The sequence below is a fragment of the Enterococcus sp. BWB1-3 genome (genome assembly GCF_016745275.1).
Taxonomy (GTDB): Bacteria; Bacillota; Bacilli; order Lactobacillales; family Enterococcaceae; genus Enterococcus_L.
On sequence record NZ_JADOEP010000003.1, the window covers coordinates 164,356 to 189,649 of the forward strand.

At 39.6% G+C, this 25,294-nt stretch carries 24 protein-coding genes; 2 read left to right on the forward strand and 22 right to left on the reverse strand.

Translation table 11 applies throughout. The features are described 5' to 3' along the window. Nucleotides 1-17: 17 nt before the first annotated feature. The 3 genes from IW492_RS03800 to IW492_RS03810 form a co-directional block, all read right to left on the reverse strand. Entirely contained in the window at nucleotides 18-743 is a 726-nt protein-coding gene (locus tag IW492_RS03800; RefSeq protein ID WP_202065427.1) for a hypothetical protein, read from the reverse strand. Next, nucleotides 736-1,647, reverse strand: a complete 912-nt coding sequence (locus tag IW492_RS03805; protein WP_202065433.1) for an ATP-binding cassette domain-containing protein — start codon at nucleotides 1,645-1,647, stop codon at nucleotides 736-738. Before IW492_RS03805 ends, IW492_RS03800 begins: the two co-directional genes overlap by 8 nt. Before the next feature lie 825 nt (nucleotides 1,648-2,472). After that, nucleotides 2,473-2,994, reverse strand: a complete 522-nt coding sequence (locus IW492_RS03810; protein WP_202065435.1) for a hypothetical protein — start codon at nucleotides 2,992-2,994, stop codon at nucleotides 2,473-2,475. A 281-nt stretch (nucleotides 2,995-3,275) separates the two neighbouring features. Here IW492_RS03810 and rpmB point away from each other — a divergent pair, with 281 nt between their 5' ends. Continuing rightward, complete coding sequence (rpmB, locus tag IW492_RS03815) at nucleotides 3,276-3,464, forward strand: 50S ribosomal protein L28 (protein WP_202065437.1); 189 nt, start codon at nucleotides 3,276-3,278, stop codon at nucleotides 3,462-3,464. A 294-nt stretch (nucleotides 3,465-3,758) separates the two neighbouring features. Here the strand turns inward: rpmB and IW492_RS03820 are convergent, their stop codons facing one another. The 18 genes from IW492_RS03820 to IW492_RS03905 form a co-directional block, all read right to left on the reverse strand. Next, nucleotides 3,759-4,034, reverse strand: coding sequence for a hypothetical protein (locus IW492_RS03820; protein WP_202065439.1), 276 nt, complete (start codon nucleotides 4,032-4,034; stop codon nucleotides 3,759-3,761). Between the two features lie 318 nt (nucleotides 4,035-4,352). Continuing rightward, entirely contained in the window at nucleotides 4,353-4,991 is a 639-nt protein-coding gene (locus tag IW492_RS03825) for a thiamine diphosphokinase (protein ID WP_202065447.1), read from the reverse strand. After that, a complete protein-coding gene (rpe, locus tag IW492_RS03830) occupies nucleotides 4,988-5,641 on the reverse strand; it encodes a ribulose-phosphate 3-epimerase (protein ID WP_202065449.1) in 654 nt (217 codons plus the stop codon). The genes IW492_RS03825 and rpe overlap by 4 nt, the downstream gene beginning before the upstream one ends. 120 nt (nucleotides 5,642-5,761) lie before the next feature. Beyond that, nucleotides 5,762-6,661, reverse strand: coding sequence for a ribosome small subunit-dependent GTPase A (rsgA, locus tag IW492_RS03835; RefSeq protein ID WP_202065454.1), 900 nt, complete (start codon nucleotides 6,659-6,661; stop codon nucleotides 5,762-5,764). Between the two features lie 329 nt (nucleotides 6,662-6,990). Then, a complete protein-coding gene (gene pknB, locus IW492_RS03840; protein ID WP_202065456.1) occupies nucleotides 6,991-9,168 on the reverse strand; it encodes a Stk1 family PASTA domain-containing Ser/Thr kinase in 2,178 nt (725 codons plus the stop codon). Between the two features lie 3 nt (nucleotides 9,169-9,171). Continuing rightward, entirely contained in the window at nucleotides 9,172-9,915 is a 744-nt protein-coding gene (locus IW492_RS03845; protein WP_202065458.1) for a Stp1/IreP family PP2C-type Ser/Thr phosphatase, read from the reverse strand. Nucleotides 9,916-9,929: 14 nt separating this feature from the next. Next, a complete protein-coding gene (gene rsmB / locus IW492_RS03850) occupies nucleotides 9,930-11,294 on the reverse strand; it encodes a 16S rRNA (cytosine(967)-C(5))-methyltransferase RsmB (RefSeq protein WP_202065460.1) in 1,365 nt (454 codons plus the stop codon). Continuing rightward, entirely contained in the window at nucleotides 11,295-12,236 is a 942-nt protein-coding gene (gene fmt / locus IW492_RS03855) for a methionyl-tRNA formyltransferase (protein ID WP_202065462.1), read from the reverse strand. Next, nucleotides 12,229-12,723, reverse strand: a complete 495-nt coding sequence (gene def / locus IW492_RS03860) for a peptide deformylase (RefSeq protein ID WP_202065464.1) — start codon at nucleotides 12,721-12,723, stop codon at nucleotides 12,229-12,231. The genes fmt and def overlap by 8 nt, the downstream gene beginning before the upstream one ends. Before the next feature lie 73 nt (nucleotides 12,724-12,796). After that, a complete protein-coding gene (gene priA / locus IW492_RS03865) occupies nucleotides 12,797-15,223 on the reverse strand; it encodes a primosomal protein N' (protein ID WP_202065467.1) in 2,427 nt (808 codons plus the stop codon). Between the two features lie 376 nt (nucleotides 15,224-15,599). After that, on the reverse strand, nucleotides 15,600-15,905 hold the full coding sequence (gene rpoZ / locus IW492_RS03870) for a DNA-directed RNA polymerase subunit omega (protein ID WP_202065469.1): 306 nt from the start codon (nucleotides 15,903-15,905) through the stop codon (nucleotides 15,600-15,602). A gap of 5 nt (nucleotides 15,906-15,910) precedes the next feature. Further along, nucleotides 15,911-16,528 carry a guanylate kinase gene (gmk, locus tag IW492_RS03875; RefSeq protein WP_202065471.1) on the reverse strand — a complete coding sequence of 206 codons (618 nt, stop codon included), beginning with the start codon at nucleotides 16,526-16,528 and terminating at the stop codon, nucleotides 15,911-15,913. 338 nt (nucleotides 16,529-16,866) lie between these two features. Then, on the reverse strand, nucleotides 16,867-17,154 hold the full coding sequence (locus IW492_RS03880) for a hypothetical protein (RefSeq protein WP_202065473.1): 288 nt from the start codon (nucleotides 17,152-17,154) through the stop codon (nucleotides 16,867-16,869). 144 nt (nucleotides 17,155-17,298) lie between these two features. After that, nucleotides 17,299-17,472: a hypothetical protein gene (locus tag IW492_RS03885; protein ID WP_202065475.1), complete on the reverse strand. Its 174-nt coding sequence runs from the start codon at nucleotides 17,470-17,472 to the stop codon at nucleotides 17,299-17,301. 172 nt (nucleotides 17,473-17,644) lie between these two features. Further along, nucleotides 17,645-18,529, reverse strand: coding sequence for a YicC/YloC family endoribonuclease (locus IW492_RS03890; RefSeq protein WP_202065477.1), 885 nt, complete (start codon nucleotides 18,527-18,529; stop codon nucleotides 17,645-17,647). Nucleotides 18,530-18,545: 16 nt separating this feature from the next. Beyond that, nucleotides 18,546-18,761 carry a YdbC family protein gene (locus tag IW492_RS03895; RefSeq protein ID WP_202065479.1) on the reverse strand — a complete coding sequence of 72 codons (216 nt, stop codon included), beginning with the start codon at nucleotides 18,759-18,761 and terminating at the stop codon, nucleotides 18,546-18,548. Nucleotides 18,762-18,764: 3 nt separating this feature from the next. After that, nucleotides 18,765-20,453 carry a patatin-like phospholipase family protein gene (locus IW492_RS03900; RefSeq protein ID WP_202065481.1) on the reverse strand — a complete coding sequence of 563 codons (1,689 nt, stop codon included), beginning with the start codon at nucleotides 20,451-20,453 and terminating at the stop codon, nucleotides 18,765-18,767. Nucleotides 20,454-20,726: 273 nt separating this feature from the next. Next, nucleotides 20,727-21,593, reverse strand: coding sequence for a VOC family protein (locus tag IW492_RS03905; RefSeq protein ID WP_202065488.1), 867 nt, complete (start codon nucleotides 21,591-21,593; stop codon nucleotides 20,727-20,729). Between the two features lie 953 nt (nucleotides 21,594-22,546). Here IW492_RS03905 and IW492_RS03910 point away from each other — a divergent pair. Beyond that, nucleotides 22,547-24,088 carry a DUF1958 domain-containing protein gene (locus tag IW492_RS03910; RefSeq protein ID WP_236671772.1) on the forward strand — a complete coding sequence of 514 codons (1,542 nt, stop codon included), beginning with the start codon at nucleotides 22,547-22,549 and terminating at the stop codon, nucleotides 24,086-24,088. Between the two features lie 73 nt (nucleotides 24,089-24,161). On the opposite strand, the gene pgsA is transcribed toward IW492_RS03910, so the two are convergent. Then, complete coding sequence (pgsA, locus tag IW492_RS03915; RefSeq protein WP_202065490.1) at nucleotides 24,162-24,740, reverse strand: CDP-diacylglycerol--glycerol-3-phosphate 3-phosphatidyltransferase; 579 nt, start codon at nucleotides 24,738-24,740, stop codon at nucleotides 24,162-24,164. Nucleotides 24,741-25,294 lie beyond the last annotated feature (554 nt).

Genomic DNA, 25,294 nt, shown 5'->3' on the forward strand with positions numbered 1-25,294 from the left:
TCTTTTAATCAATCGCCTTATTTGAATTCCCTGTTATTAAACAAACTGAAGCTGATGAACAATGCAGCTGCACTATATAGAACACTACTAATCATGATCGTCTGAAACTGATTGGACGAAACAGCGGACAAATCTGTTACCATGCGCAAGTTTGAAAAGAATAATGTGTCTAAAATAAAATCTAGTTTTCCAAGGTATGTCGACACAATATTTGAAAAAATAGTATCTCCGACAAAGGCAATAGAGATAAATGCTGCTACTGAGAGGTAAGATGCCTTGAGTGCATTAAATAGTAGAATCCCTAAACAACTTGCTGCTAAATACAGCGGTATCTGTGCCACTAATGGTTTTAACGCTACTGTCAATGAAAATCCACCTTTGAGAAACCATGTAGTTCCAATCAGACTTCCAGCAAATGTTGTTACAAAAAGAATAGTTAGTAAAAATGTCAATAATGTTTTGCTGAAAAAGAATGTACTGCGTTTCATACCAGCAATCAAGGAGTTGTTGACCACACGATAGCTAAACTCATGTCCCCATGCAATCATAAATATATTTGTTAAAAAAACAGGTATTAATAACGCACCATTTGACAAACCAGACTGTACCATGAGCTGTGGCGGGTTATCTGTAGAAGCAAGAAAACCAAAAACAATCCCTAAAACGATAAGTCCAGCTATTGAATAAAATCCCAATGAGCTTTTAATAATTCTATAAAAATCTGCCTTTAATGTATTAATCATTGCTATTTCCTCCACTTATTAAATTTAAATAGTATTCTTCTAAATTCTCTTCCTTGTAGCCTAAGGAGGTTACATAGATACCATTTTCAAATAACAGCTTTGCGATTCCAGTCATTGCTTCCTTCTCTTCTTTGATGGAAATCAACCCTTCCTTCTCTTCCAGCTGGTACTCATAACTTTTTAAAAGCTGAACTGCCAAAAGATTGTTTGAGGTGTTTAAAGAGATAGACCTTCCGCATTCTGCTGCCAATTCCTCACTTGTCAACTCTTTAACCAGCTTTCCTTCATTGATAATTCCGTATCTTGTCGCTACGAGTGATAACTCTGATAAAATATGACTGGAAATCAAAATCGTCGTTCCAAATTCTTTATTCAAACGATGAATGATCTTTCTGATCTCAACAATTCCTTGTGGGTCTAATCCGTTAACAGGTTCATCCAAAATTAAAAATTCCGGATTATCCAGTATCGCTAAACCAATCCCCAAACGCTGCTTCATTCCTAATGAATAATCCTTAAATACTTTTTTCTTATCTACATTTGCCAACCCGACAAATTCAAGTACTTCATCAATTCGTTTCTCTGTTTTTATATTTCGTTGAATGGCATAGTATTTCAGGTTGTCTCTTGCAGACATGTACGGGTAACAAACCGGTCCTTCAATCACTGCCCCCATCTTCATTTTTCCTTCTGTATTAAATTTCAAATCCCCGGAGCTCTTTTCAATCAGTTGTGTTAAAAGGCGAATAAAGGTCGTTTTTCCTGCACCGTTTTTTCCTATAAAGCCATAAATATCACCTCTATTAATTGTCATTGATACTTCATTTACCGCATGCTGTTCTTTATAAGTTTTAAATAAATTATTTGTTTTAATTAGATAATTGCTTTTAGTGACTAGTTGCATTTTTAGTTTCCTCCTTTAGAATAACCTCATTTTATTAGGGTGTTCTTTTGGCTCTGCCTTACACTACTTATTATATTCAGAATAAAATGCTGTAACTCTTTTTGACTTAAAATAGAAGAAAGCAAGCATTATCGTTATTTTTAGCAACGCTCTAAACGTTAATGGTTCCCTAAACGTTTTCAGTGACAGTCTTTTTCACTGATGCATACTTAAACGTATAACATTTTGGAAATCCTACTAACTATTTTATTAAAAACATATAAAATCATTGGACCATCAAACATAGCTTACTGTTCTCTCTTTTCTTTCATCAAACAGATACTTCTTCAATTAGGAATATCTATTAATCAAACAGAAAATAGCTCACTTTATAAAAGACAAACATATACTGAGAATAAACTTGATTTGTGGTCATAAAATCAAGTTGAATTGAAATTAAGAACTTGCTCCTACGCTTCTTCGAATGCTCGTCGCATGTCTTAGAGTCCTTTATCAAAACTTGCTCCTACGCTTCTTCAATTGCTCGTCGCATGTCTTAGAGTCCTTTATCAAAACTTGCTCCTACGCTTCTTCAATTGCTCGTCGCATGTCTTAGGGGCCTGTATAAGAACTTACTCCTATCCCTTCTTCAAAATGCTCATCGTATTAATGTCCTAGGGTCATACAAAACACGCTCTATGTGTATGACAAGCCGAAAATGCGGCAACATTCCTTCTTTAAACGAAACTAGCCTATATTTATTTTTTCGAAAATACTTGCCGCTAGAGTTTTCAGACTAGTCCTAATTAAACCCGTAAAAAACTCTGACTGCTGGAAATTAAGCAGTCAGAGTTTTTCTGTAATGGTTAACTTAGTTTTAATGATGTGTTCCACCTCCCAAGGTGGGGAGACGTTAAAAAGACAAGCATCGATTGTTTCCTTCTTGTAATCAATCATTTCTTCATCCAATACAGACGTTATCTTCGCTAAAAAATCAACCTTTTGCAAACGAGAATTTTTCAGCAAAATGATATAATGGTAGTTTCTATCCAACTGGTCACCATATGCCAAGTTTCCTAGAAACAACTCTCTCCCCGAAGCCCGCTTCACGTAGGAAACTTCTTCAAAAATAATAATGAGCCGAAAATCTAACTCCTCCGAAGGATGCACCATACTTTCCTGCTCTTCTAAACAATCAAAAAGTCTAAGTAAAGGTAATTTCTTTCCATTTGCCTCTTGGATCATTTCCAATGTTTCATAGGGAATCATCGGAAGCCTATGCTGTCCCTTTTTAATAAGTGTCAATAAATTATCTCTATCTTCTGTTACTTCCTCCAACACCTCATTCTCCACATCCATTCTTATCATTATCATCACCTTCTTCTCATTTATGATTACACTAAAGCAATCAAATAAATAGGTTACTTATATTCTAGCTAATTCTTTCAGTATCAGGTGATATTCTCTTAAACTATCTATTTCCTTTCTTTTTCTCCTCTATAAACGTTTAGGAATTCCCGAACGTAAAAAAGAGCGGATTTTTTATAATTCTTAAAATTTTCTTGCTAATCCCTTCCAAATATGATAAATTAGTCAGGTATGAGCAGAAAACCATCGCTCCAAGATCAAAGCAAAGGAGGAAATTCACAATGGCAAAAGTATGTTATTTCACTGGTCGTAAAACAAGCAGCGGAAACAACCGTTCTCATGCTCTGAATGCGACAAAGCGTACTGTTAAACCAAATCTGCAAAAAGTTCGTGTACTTGTAGACGGTAAACCAAAAAAAGTTTGGGTGTCAACTCGTGCTTTGAAATCTGGTAAAATCGAGCGTGTTTAATAGAATAGATACAAATCAAAATCCTGTTTTCTCACATGAGAAAACAGGATTTTTTGTATGTGTTGAAAACCACAGGCTACGCCGGTGGTTCAGGAGAGCTTCCAGCGAGGTAAGAAAAAAAGCCTCCCAATATACTGACAGATATTGACAAAAAATGTCCCCCTTCAGCTTTGTAAAATGCTGTATCAGCATGAACTGATTCTTATGACTCAACTCACTAAGTATCGGCTCAATACAGTGATTGTCTCCTGTGTGTTTCTGCCTTATAACTTGAATAATCCATTAAAATCTCATTCAGAGACTAATAAGGCTGCTCCACCTTTTTAGATAATCTCCTGCATTATTTATCAACGAATAAAGCTCTGACAGCAAACCCAATCCCTGATAATCCGAGACCGCAGTCTGAGAGAAGAAGAGAAGCTCCTTTTCTCCGGTAACTTGTTTCGTCAATTGCTGCATTATATTCGGTGCAGCATGAATTCTTCTGTAATCCATCAGCTCATCACTGATCTGCTCACAATAGTGATTGTCATATGGATTAATCAGAAGAAAATTGACCCTTACAGCCACATACTCTTGCCATCTGCAGGAAAGAAAAACTCACCTACTTTCAAAGCTCAGTACATAGAGCTCATGGAAGTGATTGGAAAATTTTTGTTTAATCCCCTTAAACTGATAGGCTTAGATTGACAGCCTGCTATCAAACGTCGTAATTCTTTGTTCCACAGTCCTTCTCATTTTCCTTCTATATAACTGAAACTCAAGCGAATGTATTGAACAAAATGGATAATAAAAAAACAGCTGGATTTTATTTGGCCAGCTGTTCTGTTTGCTTATTCAATTATTTCTGTTTTGATGTACTCTCGGTACACTTTTTTAAAATAAAGTTTAGTCCCTGCTTTGGATGACTGCAATCACTCCAGAGGTAAAGGAGAAAGATGCTGTCTGTCCAACAAATTCATTACTTGCATATGAAGTTGGAACTGGAACCTGATGCTGATTCAGCAGATACTTACTGTCCTTAAGTGTCAGATCATTCACTGGTGTCAGACAGCAGTAAGCCAGATAATTCATTCCGGCTTCTCTTCCAACTGTATATTCTCCCGGCAAAAAATATCGGATGCTATTCTGTCGATCCCTTAAACCAATTTGCTGAGTATATGAACGAAAACGCTCCTCCAGCGGCAGCCAGAGATTCGCGAGAAAATGATCTAAACGTCCGCCCGTTGCACCAATAATTGTCACTGTTGCTTTCGGAAACCGTTTAAAAACCTGATCAAGAGCCAGCTGCGTATCTGTATCGTCTTTTTCAGGCTTGGACGTGATAACCTCGACTGCTTCCTTTTCTACATAAGCTTTTTCATTGGCACTCAAGGAATCAAAATCACCTACAGCTAAATCCAAAGGCCAGCCCTGTTCCAAGATAAACAGACTTCCGCGGTCAACACCGGCAAAATAATCAAATTCAGAAGAATGAATCGCTGGCCATTCTTCATTTGAGCCGCCAGCAACGATTAATAAATTCATTGATTCAACACAGCCCGTAATGCATCAATCCGCTCTTTTGGATCCTCTGCACTATAAATATAAGAACCTGCTACAAATACGTCTGCACCTGCATCTTTACATTTTTGAGCTGTTTCAGGAACAATCCCTCCATCTACTTCAATCTCATAAGTATACCCCTTTGTTTCTCTCCACTCTTTTAACTGAGCAATCTTACTCAGCTGGCTTTCAATAAAGCTTTGTCCGCCAAAGCCCGGATTTACAGTCATAATTAAAACAAGGTCTGCTAAATCCAATACCTCTTCAATAGCGGAAAGAGGTGTACCTGGATTAACTACTACGCCGGCTTTGACATCAGCCTGTTTAATCATCTGCATTGCCCGGTGAATATGCGGCGTGGATTCTTGGTGTACAGTAATAATATCTGCACCTGCTTCTGCGAATGCCTTAATATAGTTTTCCGGCTGCTGAATCATCAAATGTACATCTAAAGGCAGCTTGGTTGTCGGACGAATCGCTGAAACAACATTTGGACCCAGCGTAATATTCGGAACAAATTGTCCGTCCATTACATCCACATGGATATAATCGGCACCCAGCTTCTCTACTAACTGAATATCTCTTTCCAAATTTGCAAAATCTGCGCTCAAAATTGATGGGGCTATTTTCATAGTATGTATCTCCTTTGATTTTATTGATATCCGCCCACTCTTTCAATCCATGAAGGATGAGTGGATTTCTTCTTCAGCTACTTGCTATTATTTTTAATAAGACCGTCTCCATTAAATAAATCAGTTTCCTTTTTTCTTCTTGTAAATGGGTCGGCGGTCTTCAATTTCTGAAAGAAACTGCAAATAATTATCATACCTTGTCTGAGCAATTTCTCCTGTTTCAACTTGCTTTTTGACCTCGCAGCCAGGTTCTTTTCTGTGCATGCACTCTCGAAACTTACAATGGGGCGCAGCTTTTACAAATTCAGGAAACTGTTTGGGTAATTCGACTGCATCCATTTCAAGAAAATCAATCGAACTAAACCCAGGAGTATCTGCAACCAGACCTTCGTACAGAGGAATAAGCTCCACATGTCTAGTTGTATGCTTCCCGCGCCCAAGAGATTCGGAAATCTCTCCAGTTGCCAATTGAAGCTCCGGTGAAATTTTGTTTAATAAGGTGGATTTCCCTGCACCGGACTGCCCCATAAAAACGGTCAGACGGTCCGGAAAATATTGCTCCAGTTCTCGAATCGATGCCTGATCATCGATAGAATCGTCTCCAAAAATAATAGGATAGGATGGCTGATACACCTTTTTGATTTCCTTCAGCAGTTCTTTTTCTTCTTCACTAAACAAATCGATTTTTGTTAAATAAATGACCGGTTCGATCTCCTTGTATTCCAATGTCACTAAAAAGCGATCCAACAGGTTATAGGAAAAATTCGGTTCTACTACACTCATCACGACAACACCAATGTCGACATTGGCAACTGACGGACGAACTAATTCATTTTTTCTCGGTAAAATCTCCAGCAGGTAACCATCTGTCAAGTTATCGCTTTCAAAAATTACATCGTCTCCAACCATGGGAGTAATGTTTCGATTGCGAAAATTCCCTCTGGCTCTTGTTTGAAATGTTTCACCTTCTGCATAAACATAATAAAACCCGCTCAATGCTTTTCTAATTTGACCGTTCAATGTATCCCTCCTAACCAATCCGAATATACAAGAAAAATCGAGAAGATGCAAGGACTGTCCATGTTTTTTACCGAATTGAACATATCATTCATTAAAAATTTTGAATAAGCAATTATAATTGAAACTCTTTAAACATATAAAACAACCCGAAAGAGCCGTTTTTTCGGAAAGTCGCTACACTCTTACCTCTTTGATAAAAAAATCCTTTCACCTAAATTGATTGCTGTTCTCCCCCTCTGATAATTGAAAAAACATCGGAACCGCCAATTTCTGACATGCTCCGATGCTGCATTTAAGTTTACTTGTAAAAACAAACAGCTGTGGTCTTTCTATTCACCTTCGGAATCTTCTGATGAAGGAGATTCATTCTGTGTCGGTCCGCTGGAATAATAGATCGTAACCGTTTCTCCTTTTTCAAGACTTGTACCGGAGGACGGATTTGTTCTGATTACTGAATCTTTTGTTTCATTCGAAGTTTCCACCTGTTCAGATACCTTAAATCCTTTTTTCTCCAGCTCAGACTTAGCTTCTGATCGTGACATCCTCACTACATCAGGTACTTCCACCATTTCAGCACCGGAGCTGACTACCAAAGTGATTTTTCCTGTCTTCGGGTTAAACGTTGAACCAGCTCCCGGGCTTTGAGAAATCACATTGCCCTTGGCTACAGTACTGCTGGATTTTTCTTCTTTAGAAATACGATCCTGACTCACCCCTAAAGCAACCAGTGCATTTACAGCATTGTCATAGCTGTAGTCTTTATAATTGATCAGTGTCGTATTATCCGATCCGCTGCTGACTGTCAGTGTGATTTCATCATTCACCGGATCAAAAGAAGTTCCGGCTCCCGGATTTTGGCGGATAACATAGCCTTCTGTTACTGTATCACTTGCTTCTTCTTCATATAAAATATTTTCTTCTTTAATACCCAAAGCCAGTAAAGCGGCTACTGCATTCTCGTAAGAATAGTCAACATAATTATCCAAAGAAACATTTTTCGGGCCGGTACTGACTACCAGAGTCACCTGATCATTCTTAGGATCAACTTCTGTTCCCTCTTCCGGTGTCTGACGGATAACTTTATCTGCATCGACTTCCAGACTATTTTCTTTTTCAATTTTTATATTGCTCTCAAGGAAGCCCAGCTTCTTCATCGCTTCAATCGCATCTTTTTGTGTCCAGTCTGTGTAATCATCTATCTTGATTTTTTTGTTGCCGGTACTAATATAAAGAACAACAGACTTCTTCTTCTTCACGCTGGCACCTGCAGCAGGATCTGTCTTAACCACTTTTCCTTCTTCAATCTCATCATCCGGAAGTTTTTTTACTTCATCTGTTACTTCAAGATCTGCGGCTTCCAGCTCTTTTCGAGCCTCTTCCTGTGTTTTGTTTCTAACATCAGGAACCATCACCTCGTTCTTGCCTCCACCGGCAAAAAATAGAACAGCTCCGACTGCCAACGCTATAAATAACAGAACAAGGAAAATTATAATAAATTTCTTTCGTCTCTTTTTCGGCTTTGTTTTCTCTTCCGGTTTTTCTTCAACAGAGGCTCCTTCTGTTTCATCTCCCAGAGTTTCTAAAGCAGCAAGAGCTTCTGCCGCCTGAGTTTCATCCAAAGGGGTCAAAACCATTGTTTCGCCGTTCAATGCTGTCGGTTCCCATCTGGACTCATTTAGCCGGTCCACATTCAAGACAGTATAAAGGTCTCTTGACATTTCCTCCGCTGATTTATAGCGGTCGGCAGGATCCTTGGCTGTCGCATGCAAAACGATATTTTCCAGCGATTGAGGAACATTGGAGTCAAATGAGCGAACAGACGGCATTTCCTCCTGAAAGTGTTTCAAAGCAATAGTTACCGCTGATTCTCCATCAAACGGAACAGTTCCTGTCAGCATTTCATACAAAATAACACCTACTGCATAAATATCTGACTGGTTTGTCGCCATGCTGCCTCTGGCCTGTTCTGGAGAAAGGTAATGAACAGAGCCCAGCATTGTATTGGTTTGAGTAATTGATGTCTCAGACAGCGCAATTGCAATACCAAAATCTGTAATTTTAACAACACCATTTTCATCAATCAAAATATTTTGCGGCTTCAGATCCCGGTGAATAATGCGGTGTTCATGTGCAAGGGAAACAGCTGATAAAATTTGTTCCATAATATCAACAACTTGCGCATACATAATTGGATAATAGGTATGGATGTATCGTTTAAGGTCCATTCCTTTAACATATTCCATTACCAGATACTGCAGTCCATCTTCCTCGTCGACATCATATACACTGACAATATTAGGATGAACCAACTCGGATGCAGCCAATGCTTCTCTTTGAAAACGCCGAATGGCCGCTTGATCATTTTGGAAGTCAAACCGCAGGACTTTCACTGCAACATCCCGATCCAAAATCAAATCATGGGCTAAAAAGACATTGGCCATTCCGCCGCTGCCGATATTACCGATAATCTGATAGCGGCCGTTTAATTTTCTGCCGATTTCTATCATCGGTTACTCCTCCTCACTCTTGTCAAAGTGTATTACGAGAACGGTGATATTATCAACGCCTCCTGCTTCATTTGCCAAAGAAATCAGCGTTGCCACTTTTTCTTCCAGCGAAATTCCAGAAATAAGAACAGTTAAAATCATTTCTTCAGAAACCATGTTTGTCAGACCATCCGAACACAGCAGCAGGTAATCGCCTTCTGCACTGCCATGGTTGGCAACATCCACTTCAACGGTTTTCGGCATTCCCAGCGAACGGGTCAGTACATTTTTTCGAGGATGATTGAACGCCATTTCCTGCGTAATTTCTCCGGACTTCACCAATTCATTGACAAGAGAATGGTCCTCAGTCAACTGCATCATCTGCTGATTCCGTACTAAATATGCGCGGCTGTCTCCGATATTAGCCAAAACAAATGTCTCACCCAGTAAAACTGCACTGACGATTGTTGTGCCCATTCCTGAATATTCCGGAACAGACTGGCCTTTTTCATAGATTTTTTCATTTTCTTCCTGAATCATTTGAATCAGCCATTGTGCGGCTTTATCAGCTGAATCAATATCGTTTTCTGTCCACCGTTCTCCCAGGTAATTGACTGCCATCTGACTGGCAACATCACCGGCCTGATGCCCACCCATTCCGTCAGCAAGAAGTGCCAGCGAAATGCCGGCTTTATTCTCAAATACGCCTGCATAATCCTGATTTGTATTTCGTTTACGCCCAATATCTGTTTGAAAATTGATTTTCACTTGTTCCACCTCATTTAAGAAACTTTCTGCATGCAGCAAATAAAGAAACCGTCTGTTAAAAACTGGTGCGGATAAATTGTCAGCATTTGATCTTCTATTGAAGTTTCAAGAATCTCACTAACCTGCACATCAATTTTTTTAAACTCGGGATGCTTCGATAAAAATGCTGCCACCACTTCCTGATTCTCTTCTTTCGCGATCGTGCATGTGCTATAGACCATTATACCCCATTGCTTTAAGGTCTGCGCAGTATTTTCAAGGATTTCCAACTGAATTTTCGGCAGCTGTTCAAAATCCCCAGCGGTCTTATGATATTTAATATCCGGTTTTCTTCTCATTAGTCCAAGTCCTGAGCATGGCGCATCTACTAAAATACGATCAAACGTTTCTGCCGGAAAGTGTTCATTTACTTTTCTGGCATCCAGCTCTTTCGTTTCTACCAGTCCAGTCAGTCCCAATCTTGCTGCATTTTCTTTAATCAGCTTTATTTTATGGGGATGAATATCCAGTGCCGTAACTTTCCCGCCTTTTGCTGCATCTAGAAAAGTGGCAATGTGAGTTGTTTTACCCCCCGGAGCTGCACAGGCATCCAAAACCCGATGCTGTGCTTCCACCTGTAATGCTGGGGCTGCCAGCATGGAGCTTTCATCCTGAATGGTAATTTCTCCGGCTTTAAACAACTGACTGCCAGCCAAAAATCCTTTTTCTGCGACAATTCCATAAGGCGAAATCTCACTTGGAACAGCTTCAATTCCATCTTCAGATAATTCTTCAATCACTGTGGTGCGATCCAAACGCTGTACATCCACCCGTGCACTGGCATGACTTCGTTCAAACAATGACAAACCCAGCTTTTTTGTTTCGTCTATTCCAATTTGACTCACTAATTTTTCTGTCAGCCACAAAGGCATACTGATCTCTGCAGAGAGCCGTTCCATAGGATCGCTGATTTTTTCCACTTCTGGAAGACCTTCTCTTTGAATCGTTCGCAGAACACCGTTTACAAACTTGCCGATACCGCTGTTGCCTCTTTCTTTGGCAATCTCAACTGCTTCATTGATAATCGCATGATCCGGAACTTTATCCAGATAAACAGATTGATAAATCGAAAGAATCAGCAGATTTTTTACCCAGTTATCTACTTTTTTTGCTTTTTTTATGAATGGAGACAAATAATACTCCAACAATAATTTTCTGCTGAGTGTACCATATACCAGTTCAGTAAACAAGCGACCGTCCTGAGCAGAAAGCTTTGATTTTTCAATCATTTCACTTAACAGCAGATTGGAGTACGCACCGCCTGTATCAACACGTTCAATTGTTTCCAGCGCAGCATAACGGACAGAGTGTCTGATCTTCGCCGAGATTTTCTTTCCCATCTAGTCCACCTTCTCCATTTCTTTCACTGCCTGACCTGAGCCGTTTAAAAATTCTTGAATAGACAGTCTGCCTTTTCCGGAAGGTTGAAGACTATTCAAAGAAAGAACTGTACCTTCCCCGCAGGCAATCCACAACTCTTTTTTAGTTCGTTTAATAATCGTCCTTGGTTCTGCTTCAGTAGTTTCCAATAACGGAGAAACCTCCCATAATTTCCAGTTTATTCCCTGATAGGTCGTGAAAGCAGTCGGCCAAGGTCTCATTCCTCTGACCTGACAATCAATCTGTTCCGCAGTTTTTTGCCAGTCGATTTTTTCCTGCTCTCTGGTAATATTCGGAGAGAATGTTGCCTGTGACTCGTCCTGAGGAACAGGCTTAAGCGCTCCAGACAGGATTTCAGGCAATACTTCCAAAAGCAGTTCTTTTCCTACAACACTCAACTTGTCAAACATTGTTCCTACATCATCCTGTGTCAAAATAGGAATACTTCGTTGAGCATAGATACCTCCTGCATCCATTTTTTTGATCATTTCCATAATGGTTACACCTGTTTCTTTTTCCCCATTTATAATGGAATAGTGGACAGGTGCACCACCGCGATATTTTGGTAAAAGGGACGCATGTACATTCACCGCCCCCAATACAGGTGCCTGCAGCAGGCGTTCCGGCAAGAACTGACCAAATGCTGCGGTTACAATAATATCCGGCTTAAGAGCAATTACTGTTTCCATTTCCTCGGAGCCAGATATTTTTTCCGGCTGCAGTACCTTCAGACCGTGCTTTAATGCTGCCTCTTTTACAGGAGGAGCTGTCAAAATTCTTTTTCTTCCGACAGGACGATCTGGTTGTGTTACTACTGCTGCTACTTCATACCCGGCTTCTAAAAGACCTTCTAAAATGGGAACTGAAAATGTGGGCGTTCCCATAAAAATAATTTTAGTCATCCAACTTCTCCTCCATATATGCATCCAGATCTTCTGGAGCAATTTCTTCAATGATCTTATCAATGAACACTTTCCCATTCAAATGATCAATTTCATGCTGAAATGCACGCGCCAAATAACCATAGGCAGTCACTTCAATTTCTTCGCCTTCCCGATCAAAGTAACGAACCGTTATCTCTTCAGAACGTTCAACAGTCCCATATCTATTGGGGATACTGAGACAGCCTTCCACATCAATATCTACCCCGTTTCTTTCAATAATTTCAGGATTGATCAGCTCAAAACGTCCAGTTTCTTCATCGATTTCAATGACTGCAAGTTGAAGGTTCTTTCCTATCTGCGGAGCTGCAATCCCGATGCCGTCATGGGCTGTCATGGTGTCATACATATCATCTAACAGCTGTATAATCTCATCTGTAATCAGTGTCACTGGTTTTGCTTTTGCGGTCAACTTGTTATCAGGGTAAAGCACGATTGGATAACGCATTCGCTTTCCTCTTTTCTAACATCTATTTCGTCATTAATTGAATATTTCCTGCTTTTGCACTTCTTATGAAAACTTAAATAAAATTCATCGGCTCTGCATCAATCGATACTTTCAACCCTTTGGCTGCTCCTGCCTGCGTATCCGTTAAGATTTTCTCCAGCAGCTCCTGAAGCCGAGCCTCTTTTTTATATTTGATAATCATTTGATAGTAATAGCGATTATTTATCCTCATAATTGCTTTAGGTGTCGGCCCCAACAAAAGACTTTGATCTGAAAGTCCTTCCTGAAGCTCTTTCATAATCGAAAACATTTGCTTGGCAGCAACATTTTCTTCCGGATGGCTGGCTGTAATCTGAACTGTAAAATAAAACGGCGGATAATCGCCTCGATGACGAATCTGCATTTCCTTTTGATAAAAGGCTTCATAATTCTGGATTCTTGCCAGCTGAATCGCATAGTGGTCCGGATTAAAGGACTGAATCACTACTTCACCGGGTTTTTCTGCCCGCCCTGCTCTGCCGCTGACCTGTGTAAGAAGTTGAAACGTTCGTTCACTTGAACGAAAATCAGGCAGATTCAACGCGGTATCTGCATTTAAAACCCCTACCAGTGTGACATTAGGGAAGTCTAACCCTTTTGCAATCATCTGCGTACCAAGTAGTATGTCCGCCTCCTGATTCTCAAAAGCAGAAAGAATCCGTTCATGTGCTCCTTTACGACGCGTCGTATCAACATCCATTCTCAAAATTCGTGCCCCGGGTAAAAGCTGCTGCAGTTCTTCTTCTACTTTCTGCGTACCCGTACCATAGTAGCGGATTTTATCACTGCTGCAGTTTGGACATTGATGGGGAATCCCTTCCTCATGTCCACAGTAATGGCATTTCATTGTTTTTGTATCCATGTGCAGCGTCAGTGAGATATCACAGTTTGGACAAGGCACAACAAAGCCGCAGTCCCTGCACATAACAAAGGATGAATATCCTCTCCGATTGAGCAGCAGCACACTTTGTTCTTTACGCTCCAATCTCTCTTGAAGCTTATTCTGAAGCAGCTGAGAAAAGGTTGAAATATTCTTTTGTCTGACCTCTGAGCGCATATCAATCACATCAATCTGAGGCAGTGACGCTGCACTGTTTGCACGTTGGGTCAACAGCAAATGCCTATAGACTTTTTTCTGTGCACGAGCTCTGGATTCAAGTGAAGGAGTGGCACTTCCCAGGATGACAGGACAATGATGATATGCTCCCCGCCAAATAGCTAAATCTCTGGCGTGATATCTGGGCGTTTCTTCCTGTTTATAGCTGGCTTCATGTTCTTCATCAATGATGATGACCCCTAGATCAGATAACGGGGCAAATATTGCCGAACGCGCACCAACCACTACCTGTGCTTCTCCCCGCTCAATTTTCCGCCATTCATCATAACGTTCACCATGAGACAATCCACTGTGCAGCACTGCTACTTGTTCCCCAAAACGACTTTTAAATCTCTGAACCATTTGAGGTGTTAATGAAATCTCCGGTACCAGCATAATCGCTGTTTTCTTCTGTTCAAGCACTTCAGCAATCACCTGAAGGTAAACTTCCGTCTTCCCGCTTCCGGTGATTCCTTCCAGTAAATATGTATCAGATGATTCTGTTTTCATGGAATACGTGATTTCTTCTACTGCTGTCCGCTGTTCTTCATTCAACAGCAGTGCTTCTGTCTTTTCAAATTCCCGGTCAGCAAAGGGATCTCTGTAAGTTTCTTTTTCTATAAACCGCAGCCAGCCTTTTTTCTGCGCATCGTTTAATACAGCCGTGCTGAATCCCAGATCCTTCATTTCTTTTACAGCGACTGTCTGCTCCTGTCCCAGGCTTTGTAAATAATATAACAGCTCTTCTTTTTTTTTGGCTCCTTTGCGCAATGCTTCCTTTTCCTCTTGAAGCCGTTCAAAATCCATCGCTGCCTGAATATACCGAACTGTTTTTACTTTATTTTTCGTTTGGACTTCATAGCGAATATCAACTTTTTGCTCTGCACGCAGCTGCATCAGTTTCGGCAGAATGTTTCTCTCAACTGCTTCTTCCCATGGAATTTCATCAAGACCATAAAACAGCTCATCTTGAAGTTCTTCCGCAATTTCATCAGTCAGATAAATATATTTATGATAGGCTGCACGCATAACACTTGGCAGCATCGTCTGTAAACATGTAATTTTAAAGGAAAATGTTTTAGTTTTCATATATTCTGCCAGTTCCAGCATTTCTTCATCCAAAACGGGCTTTAAATCGAGGATTGAAATAATCTCTTTCCATTCATACTCAGAGAGCTGTTCATCAGAAAGCTGTCCAAGACCAACTATAAAGCCCTGAACATGACGATCTCCCCGACCAAAGGGAACCTCCACTCTCATGCCCACAACTATCTGACTGCTTAAGTTTGAAGGAATCAGATAGGTAAACGGCTGATCTGTCTGCATCGCCGGAATGTCTACAATTATTTGTGCAGCGTTCTTCATTCTGATCCTTCCTTTCTATGTACTGAAAATCTCTTTGCTTATTGTACTAAAGAATCCGACTTTTGTCTTGCTGCTCCGCCGTTTCTTAATAAAAAGACACAGTGCTTTATGCAGCTGCAGCCTAATTCCAATTAGTTTTAGGGCGTGTCTGAAAAGTTAATGGCATTCGAATTTTTCAGTGATTTTTGTTGAAATCAAGGAAGAAAACACAGCTTATGTGGTTCATAAGCGGGTATTTATGACGATGAGTTCGATAAAAATCATCAAACTATTCGCCGCTTGAATTTTCAGACATGTCCTAGGTATTCTCACTGAATTAGTTTAAATAAAAAAAACGGCTGGGAGTCAGTAATTGCCCCAGCCAACTAGTTCTATTTTATAACTTGCTTTCTTCCCGAATGCGCTCTTCCAGTTCTCTCTGTTCCTGATCTTTCGCCATTCGCTGCTCTTCTTTCGCTGCACGGATACGCTCGCGTTTTTCTTCAGGATTTGGATCATTGATAACCATTGCAGCATCAATTTCTTCCAATGCACGACCAACACTTTTTACAGATTCAAAGCTTTCAATGGTCGGCTGCGCTCCGGCTTCCAATTCATGAGCACGTTTACTTGCCAGAATAACCAAAGAGTATTTCGACGGAACTTCTTCCAATAATGAATCAATAGACGGTTTTAGCATCATTTTGGCTACATCTCCTTTAACATATTAATATATTTGCCGATCACTCGGTCTACTCTGAAGTGTTCACTTGCAATAATCCGTTTGATTCGTTCCACAGCAAGTGATACTTCATCATTTACTACAGCATAGTCATACAATGCCATCATTTCAATCTCTTCTCTTGCGACCTGCATTCGTTTCTCAATTACAGACAGATCATCTGTACCGCGATTGACAATACGGGATTTCAATTCAGCCAAGTCTGGAGGCGTTAAAAAAATGAACACACCGGCTTTGCCAACTTTATCTCTTACCTGTTTAGCTCCCTGCACTTCAATTTCAAGAAAGACATCTTTCCCTTCATCCAATGTCTGGTTTACATAGGAGAGCGGTGTGCCATAATAATTACCAACATATTCCGCATATTCCAGCATCTCTCCGGCTTCAATCATTGCTTCAAACTCTTCCCTCGTACGGAAATAGTAGTCCACACCTTCCACTTCTCCCTCACGCATTGCCCGAGTTGTCATGGAAACAGAATACTGAAAATCATGTTCTTCACTTTCAAAAATTGCTTTTCGAACCGTGCCTTTGCCAACACCAGAAGGTCCAGACAATACTATTAGTAACCCACGCTCTGTCATGATGACTTCCTTTCAAATGGTTTCTTTGTCATTATTTCTATAATGCACTTTTTTTCAACAATTTTCAAGGCTTTCTTATTAAGGTTTTCTAAGAAAATCATTTCTTTCATACAAACCACGCATTCCACCCATAACCATTCCATCGAAATATACATGAAAAAAATAGAATCCGTGCTAAACAACTATGTACAAATTCCGGTACCTGCTGAAGCACTGAGTGAAAAAAATTTCCAACTAAATGAGAAAGTTTATTCAAAGAAATGAAACTCAGTTTAAAACAGCTGAAGCACTGTTTGACCTGCTCGGCTCACAGCTGTTCCAGCCATTTCTTCCTCAAACTAAATCCCCATATTGGACAATATATTGACCACACCCATCAATTCATCGCGGCGTTTCATTTGTTTTTCAGCGGGTCCGTCAACTTCCTCTGCATCCACTCGAACGATGTAACGTCGGTCCATCGTTATAAACTTATCCTCATTGACTTGAATATTCAACACCTGATCTGTATAAGAAACACAGGCATCCTGCCATGCTTCAAAGGGTTCTTTCTCAGTCAGAACCTCTCTTTTAATTACTGACTTTCCGCTCAATTCATGAAATGTTATATCATAATATTTTGTCATTCTTCTCACCTCATTATCATTCTGCTCTTTAATTATAGCGTTAAAGGAAAAGGACTGTAACATAAGTATGTCTGAGTCCCCTAAAACCAAATCAGTTGATATGATCGAAGCGCAGCGGAGTGTATCTATTCTCAGTTATTCATTCTATGAATAGTGTTCTTTGACAATTTTCGGATATTCCGCCTTATTGTCATAAATCACTACGATTGACCTGTCAGAGTAGATAATACCTGACTGGTTCTTGATGCTCCTGCGATTACTCGTCGCAGTTAAGTTCGTGCACGTGCTCCTGCGGTTACTCGTCGCAGTTAAGTTCATACACGTGCTCCTGCGGTTACTCGTCGCAGTTAAGTTCATACACGTGCTCCTGCGATTACTCGTCGCAGTTAAGTTCATACACGTGCTCCTACGGTTACTCGTCACAGTTAAGTTCATGCATGTGCTCCTGCGATTACTCGTCGCATGGAGAAGCTTTGTCACACCCTCACTCCTATTCGATATTTTGAATCTGTTCACGGATCTTTTCCAAAATTGTTTTCAACTGTACCACATAATTTTTGATTTCTATCGGACTGGATTTTGAACCAATCGTATTTACTTCCCTGTTGATCTCCTGAATAAGAAAATCCAGTTCCCTTCCAACAGGCTCTTCCTGCTCTAACAATTCTTCTAATTTATTAATATGAATTGCCAGCCGGTCCAGCTCTTCATGAATATCTCCTTTTTCCAGAAGGATAGCCATCTCAGTCAGAAGTCTGGTTTCATCCACAGATGTTTCCAGCCAGTCACGCAGCTTTTGTTCAAATTTATCACGATAATCAGATTCATATAATTCTGTAAACTCTCCAAGCCGAGCAACCAGATTGGAAAAATCATTTGAATACTCAAACAAAATTTGTTTAATCTTTTCACCTTCTTGATATCGGCTGCTGTCCACTTTATTAATAGCTGCTTCAACAGCAGCCAGTAAACAAGACTCAAGCTCTGCATCTGTTTCTTTTCCTTCGACTATTTCAACATAGTCGGAATTATTCAACAGCTGATTCAGACTTGCTGACGGATCAAATGTATTTTCTCCGTATTGAGTGTATATTTCTTCTTTAATTTCCTGCAGCAGCTGATGGATTAATGACCAGTGAACATGAACTGCTTTACTGCCTTCCCCTATTTTTTTCAGATTGATAAAGACTTCTACCCGTCCTCTTTGAAGCCGTTCTTTAATTTTTTGTCGGATTGCCAGTTCAAAAGAATTGGCCTCTTTCGGCATTCTAAGCTGCATATCCAAAAAACGGTGATTAACGGTTTTTATTTCTACATCAATTTCATAGTGTTCACATTCTGTTTTTTCTTTCCCAAATCCAGTCATACTTTTCATTGACAGGGTGTCCTTTCTACATGGATTTCAGTGTTTCACGCAAGGTTTCAAATTCCTCATTTGTCAGTGTAATGCCCTTACCCATCTTTTCATGACCAGGCGCCCAGTCACGCAGATCAAATTTAGGCGGACGTTCATTCCAGCTCACCAAGTTCAGTTCTTTCCGCCAGCCTTTCGCATTTTCGGAAAGTACTGCAATTTCTTCTACGATTTCATATGAAAATTCAGCCAATAGTTATCTTCTCCCTTTTTGTATATATTCGTTCATCAATACTTCCAGCACCATAGCCGGCAGTCGTTCAAACAAGACTGACAAACGCCGTTGTTTCTCTTCAGCTTCTACATTTAAAAAATTTGTCATCAACTGAAATTGTCTCTTATCCGATAAAAGAAAAAATTCATCATAATATCTTCCCAGCCATTCCTGAACAGAAATCATCCCGTCAAAAGAATTTTCCGGCAGGCTTTCTTCTCCGTCTTTTTCCAGCAGTTGAATAAATTCAGTAACTGTATAAAGCTTATTTGGAGGAATATCTCTTTGTTTTCCAAGAAGCTCCAGTAAAACAAGACTGATATTTTCCTCATACACCCTGTCTTTATAATATCTACGCAATTTCTGATAGATTCTCTTTCGGGATTCCCCGTTTTTCCACAAAGACAGTGAATAATTCTTTTTTATATAGCGGAAAAAGCTTTTCTGAATGGAGACTGCTTTTTTTAAATCTTCATCAAAAGTATACCAATAACCGTTATATTTTTGAAATGCTTTCATGGTTTCCAAATAGCCCAGCTGGATATTTACCTTTGAACGTATCCCATCAAACAACAGCACATTCCCCAATGTCCATGGGGTTTTCAGCACAATTTTCGGTTGCGAGTCCGGCAGTTCCGTTCGTTTTGAAAAGCCCGGTCCCTTTACATCTGCTACAATATATTCTGTAGCTCCATTTTGAAAAGCAACATCTATCGGAACATTATTTCTATAACCGCCATCAATATAAAATTTTTCATCAATCACTGCAGCAGCCATTGCCGGAAAAAAAGAAGATGATGCCAAAAGCCATTGTTTCTGCTGGTTATTCTTACAAGAATTGAAATGAATTACCCGCTCAGTCACACCAGGCAGCTCTGTTGTTACTATATAAAATTCCTGTTTTGCCGATTTGAGCTTTTCTTCTGAAAAGGTATCATCCAGCAACTGCTGTAAAGGTTGAGTTGAAACTCCCTTTGATTGTATGGCTGCCAAAGTGAAGGAAGCGATTTGTCCCAATAATTCAGACAATGTATTTTTCGATGACACCTTCATTGGAAAAGAAAGGATTTTCTTAGTCTCAATTTTTTCCCACATTTCTTTGGCCCGTTCAAAATCATCCTGAATAATCAAAGCCCCGTTTAATGCACCGACTGATGTTCCGGTAATCAGCTCAAATGGAATTTCAAGTTCTTTTAGTGCCTGCCAGACCCCGATCTGATACGCGCCTCTTGCTCCACCGCCACCCAAAACCAGTGCCGTGTGGTAATGAAGTTTCCTGCTTGCTGTTCCGTCATCAGTAAAAAAATACTCATGCTTCTCCAATACAGCTTGTTCCATATGTGATAACGGCTGCGCAAATGTCATTCGTATTTCAGATTGAAACCTTGTTTTACCGATGAGTTCCAATCCATCGAAAATCAGTTTCCAATTCATCCAGGAAATATCTCTCGTCATTAAGTTGACAATACTTTCTCCTGATATTGTCGCAAACAGCACAGGCTGACTGTTTTTCAGCACGACATAATGATCTGCCTCCATTATTTCCAACTGTTCCAAAAACTGCTGATGCGCAGCAGAATGTTCTTTATAGAAAGGTAATGGCAAAGTGCTGACCTGAATAGCTGAAGCAATATCATACTTATCAGAAGGAACCAGTTTTAGTACATTCACGATGACACACCTCCTCCACTAAAGTATAGCAGAAAAAAAGGAATTACTCTTTTTGCACCCTATTATTCTTTATAAAATCCAGAGTATTCGACCTGCAGTTATTTACATTATTATTTAACTTGTAAAATTTATTTCTGAAAAGAAATTTATTTTTCAATTAGCATATCTTAATTATGAAAATAAATAAATTAGATAGACGCTTCTTTAGATTATGAAAAAGGAACTGCCCTCTCTTGGATAACAGTTCCTGAATTACATACTTTTACCTGCTTGTTACTCTATTTCAATTCGTACGTTAATTCCGCTTGGGTCCGGCAGCAAAATAGAAGCTTCCGTCTCACTGATGATTATTTCTCCATTCTTTTCCACATTCCTTTTTACCTTAGTCAAAGCGGCTTTATCCGGAACAAGTATCGTAAAGAAATCGAGTCCAAGATCTTTTTCATCAGGAGCCGGCAATCCTCTTCCTGTCCAGACATTTGTTCCAATGTGGTGATGATAGCTTCCTGCTGCAAAAAAGCTGGCATATTGACCAAAGTGATCTTTCAACCCCATGCCTAATGTGTTCATATAGAAATTTTCAGTTTGCTCCAGATCTGAAACAGAAAGATGAATGTGCCCTATTTTTGTACCTACAGGGAATTTATCTGTTTTTTCATCACGACTTGCCAAAACACCTTCTGCATCCATTTCGACTGTGATACCGATAATTTGTCCGTCTGGGCGAACATCCCATTTTGTTTCCGGTTTATCGCTATAAATTTCAATCCCGTTACCTTCCGGATCTTCCAGATAGACAGCCTCGCTATAACCATGATCAGACGCCCCAATAATTGCAGTATTGTTTTTCAACAGGGAAAAAAGTGTATTGCCCAAATCTTTTCTTGTCGGCAGAAGAAAAGCTGTGTGATATAGACCAGCCTTTTTTGCTTTCATATTGGGATTCTGTACTTCTTTTAACTTCAGCAATTCCGTACTATTGCCTTTAATACCCAATACTGCACTGTCACCATCTTTTCCCAGTATATCCAAACCGATAATCTCTGTATAAAAAGCCACTTGCTTTGATAGATTGGCTACTTTCAGCCCAACAGTTCCTATATGGGCTGCATTGTTAATTGTAAATGTTTGTGCCATCATGAGACCGCCTCCTAATATCTCTAACTTAACTTAATTATATCACTTACTTTTAGTAAGTTAAAACTTTTTGCTTCCGGCTTCTACAAATTTTTTGTACCTTAATTAGATTAATTGCAAAAAAGTACCCAATTTTCTTCTATTTTCATTTAAAATAGAACTATAGATGTTCAGATAAGCAGAAGCAGTGAAATAATCAGTCTCTAGTTATAGCTGTTTCCTTTAAGGGAAGTGAAAAGAAGTTTTTAGAAGATACATCCATCCTCTTCAACTTATTAGAGTAAATAGAAGACAGTCTTTTTATCTGCGGTGTATTTAGAAAATTTAATCAGTTGATCGTTCATTTTTTTCTAAAATAACTGGTTTTATAAGACTGGAATGCATTATAATGGTATAGACTTCCTTACAGTACGATTTAAAAAATTTTGTGTTTTGACGAATATAAAATGAAATAGCATGACAAGCAGAACAATAAATCATAAGAGTTTAGCCCAATAAAAATACTTTTTAGAGTAAAAAAAGAATGTAGGACCTCACGATTCTGCAAAATAAAAGCAGTTCATTTTCAAACATTAATGATGAACTGGTTTCAAATGAGAAAAGGAGTGCCTTTAGTTTTTAGCGATTCTATCGCTTAGAAATAACGGTCATCGGACCTGAAAAATAGAAGCAGTTCATTTTCAAGTATTAATGATGAACTGGTTTCAAATGAGAAAAGGAGTGCCTTTAGTTTTTGGCGATTCTATCGCTTAGAAATAACAGTCATCGGACCTGAAAAATAGAAGCAGTTCATTTTCAAGTATTAATGATGAACTGGTTTCAAATAAGAAAAGGAGTGCCTTTAGTTTTTAGCGATTCTATCGCTTAGAAATAACGGTCATCGGACCTGAAAAATAGAAGCAGTTCATTTTCAAGTATTAATGATGAACTGGTTTCAAATAAGAAAAGGAGTTATTATGCATAAAAGTAAATTGAGTCATTTGATGGTATTATCTAGTTTATTTATTCTATCAATTACGGCGCTGTTTCCCCTAGTCAGCTTTGCTGAAGATGGAACTGCTCCAGAAACAGAAACCACCACCACTCAGCAAGAGAGTATTGCTGAGGATATTATGTCCATCGCCCGCAATGCCGGGTATACAGTGGATGATGTTTATCGTCCTGCTGCCTCCATTGTGATTGAAGCAAATTCCGGGCAAGTTATTTGGGCAGATCAGGCGGATTTAGCTTGGTATCCTGCAAGTATTGCCAAGATGATGACTGTCTATCTGGTGCTTGATGCAATTAAAGAAGGCAAACTGACTTTGGATACCCAAGTGACAGCAACAGAAAGTGATGCCGCAATTTCACAAATTTATGAACTAAGCAATACAACAATTGTCGCAGGAGCAGCCTATCCAGTTACTGACCTGCTCTACATGACAACGCTGGCTTCATCCAATGCTGCAACTGTGATGCTCGCCAACTTGATAACAAGCAACGATGCCGCAGCATTCATCACAATGATGAACGAAAAAGCCAAAACACTAGGAATGACCAACACTACCTTTTATAACCCAAGTGGAGCTGCCGCCAGTGCATTTAACGGTTACTATGTCCCAGAAGGAATTGATCCTGAGGCAGATAATACATCCACTGCAAGAGACCTTGCTTTGATGTTCTATCATTTATTAAAAGACCACCCAGAGGTTCTGGAATATACAAATAAATTTCAAGTAACAGTTATGGAAAATACAGAGTACGCAGAAGTTTTGGAAAACTCAAACCGTTCTATTCCCGGCAGCAGTTATGGTTATGAAGGGGAAGACGGGTTAAAAACAGGGGCAAGCCCGGAAGCTGCATTTAACTATGCGGCAACAGCAAAAAGAGGGGATATGCGGCTGATTGAAGTGGTTCTTGGCGTTGGCAGCTGGGAAGATCCTGAGAGTGAAAACTATCGGCATATATTTGGGAATGCTTTGTTTGACTATGGCTTCAACAACTTTGAATATAAAATAGTTCTACCCGCCGGCACTCAGACCGTTAATAATAAAGAAATTATTTTAGAACAGGATTTTTATGGACTGCTGCGAAAAGGGACACAGCCCGAATTTATACTTTCTGACAATCAGCAGCTGCTTTTGTCAAACCAGCTGGAGAAGGTTTCTCCAAGTTTGCCTGCGCCAAGTATCTCTTATCAGGAAAAGAAAACTGAAAACACTGATACAGTCGCAGCTGACACTGGTGCTGATAAGGAGGGAAATAATGCTGCCTCTCCAACCTCTTTTGTTGGTAAAATAAGGCAAAGATGGAAAGAGTATGCAATCAGTATAGTCTTTCTCATTCTATCCATTCTGTTGTTGATATATTCTCAAACGAAGAGCAGCAAATTAAAACAAACACGCAAACGGGCAACAGCTAGAAAACAAACAGCTTTTATACTTGGAGTTACTTGCCTGCTGATTGCTGTAGCTGCTGCAACATTCACCTTTGTTGCCGGACAATGGCTGCCATTTTAAAACAATAAGAGATTAAAAAAAGAAGTGCTCCGTCTCTAATCAGACGAACACTTCTTTTTTATTGCATATTTTCCTACATTGATCCTTTAAACACTTTTGAATTCTTTATAAAATAGTCAACTCCGGAATAGATAGTAAATATCAGACATAGATAAAGCATAAGTACATCTACCGGAATTCCAATCAGATTAAATGGAATATTGTTGATAAACAACAGAATAATGGCAACCATTTGTGTAGCTGTTTTTACTTTTCCCGGCCAAGCTGCAGCCATCACTTCACCATCTTCAACTAAAAGCAAACGAAGTCCTGTTACTGCAAGTTCCCGGCAGACAATAACTGCAACAATCCATGCAGCTGCTTTGCCCTGTCCAACCAAGACAATAAACGCGGTCATAACCAGCATTTTATCAGCCAAAGGATCTGCAAATTTCCCAAAATTCGTTACTAATCCCCGAGCTCTGGCAATCTTTCCGTCCAACCAGTCTGTTACGCTGGCAACAGCAAAAATAATTGCAGCTGTCAATTGTGTGATTTCAAGAGTCGTATCTCCGACTGTCAGTGTTCCCCAATTTAATGGCAGACTGACGACTAAAATAAATACTGGAATCATACAGATTCTAAGTACTGTTAATTTATTTGGCAAATTCAAATTTTTCCCCTCACTTTCCATTTCTATTTTACGTTATTCACTCTTCACTGTCACGATAAACCCTTTTTATCCTATGAATAGTAGAACAGTATGCGGAGCGTAGAAGAACTGCTGTCTCTACGAATCTAACGATTCTCGAGACAAAACGTTAAACTGTATCCATTTTTCTGCATCTGCAGTGCTCACTACACTTCGTTTCGATCTCATCACTTTCTAAACGGCAGAGCCATTAAGAATTGAAGGACTTCGTTTCGATCCTCGAAGCATGGAGGAACTTGCTCCTACGCTTCTTCGAATGCTCGAATCATACAAAGACTGAAACGCCATTTATTCGGCTTTAGGGGACTGTGACATAAGTATGTCTGAGATCCCTAAAACCGAATAAACGGTGTTCCAGTGTTTCAATCTCTGCACATTCATCAGAGAGTCGCTTCGCATACCATCCTACTATTTGATGTTTTCTTGCATAAACACTCGTTACAGTTTATAGCTTACAAGTAGTGAGCGTTTCTGCCCTTGGTTCTCGGAGCTGAATGCTTTTGGAACAACCTCTC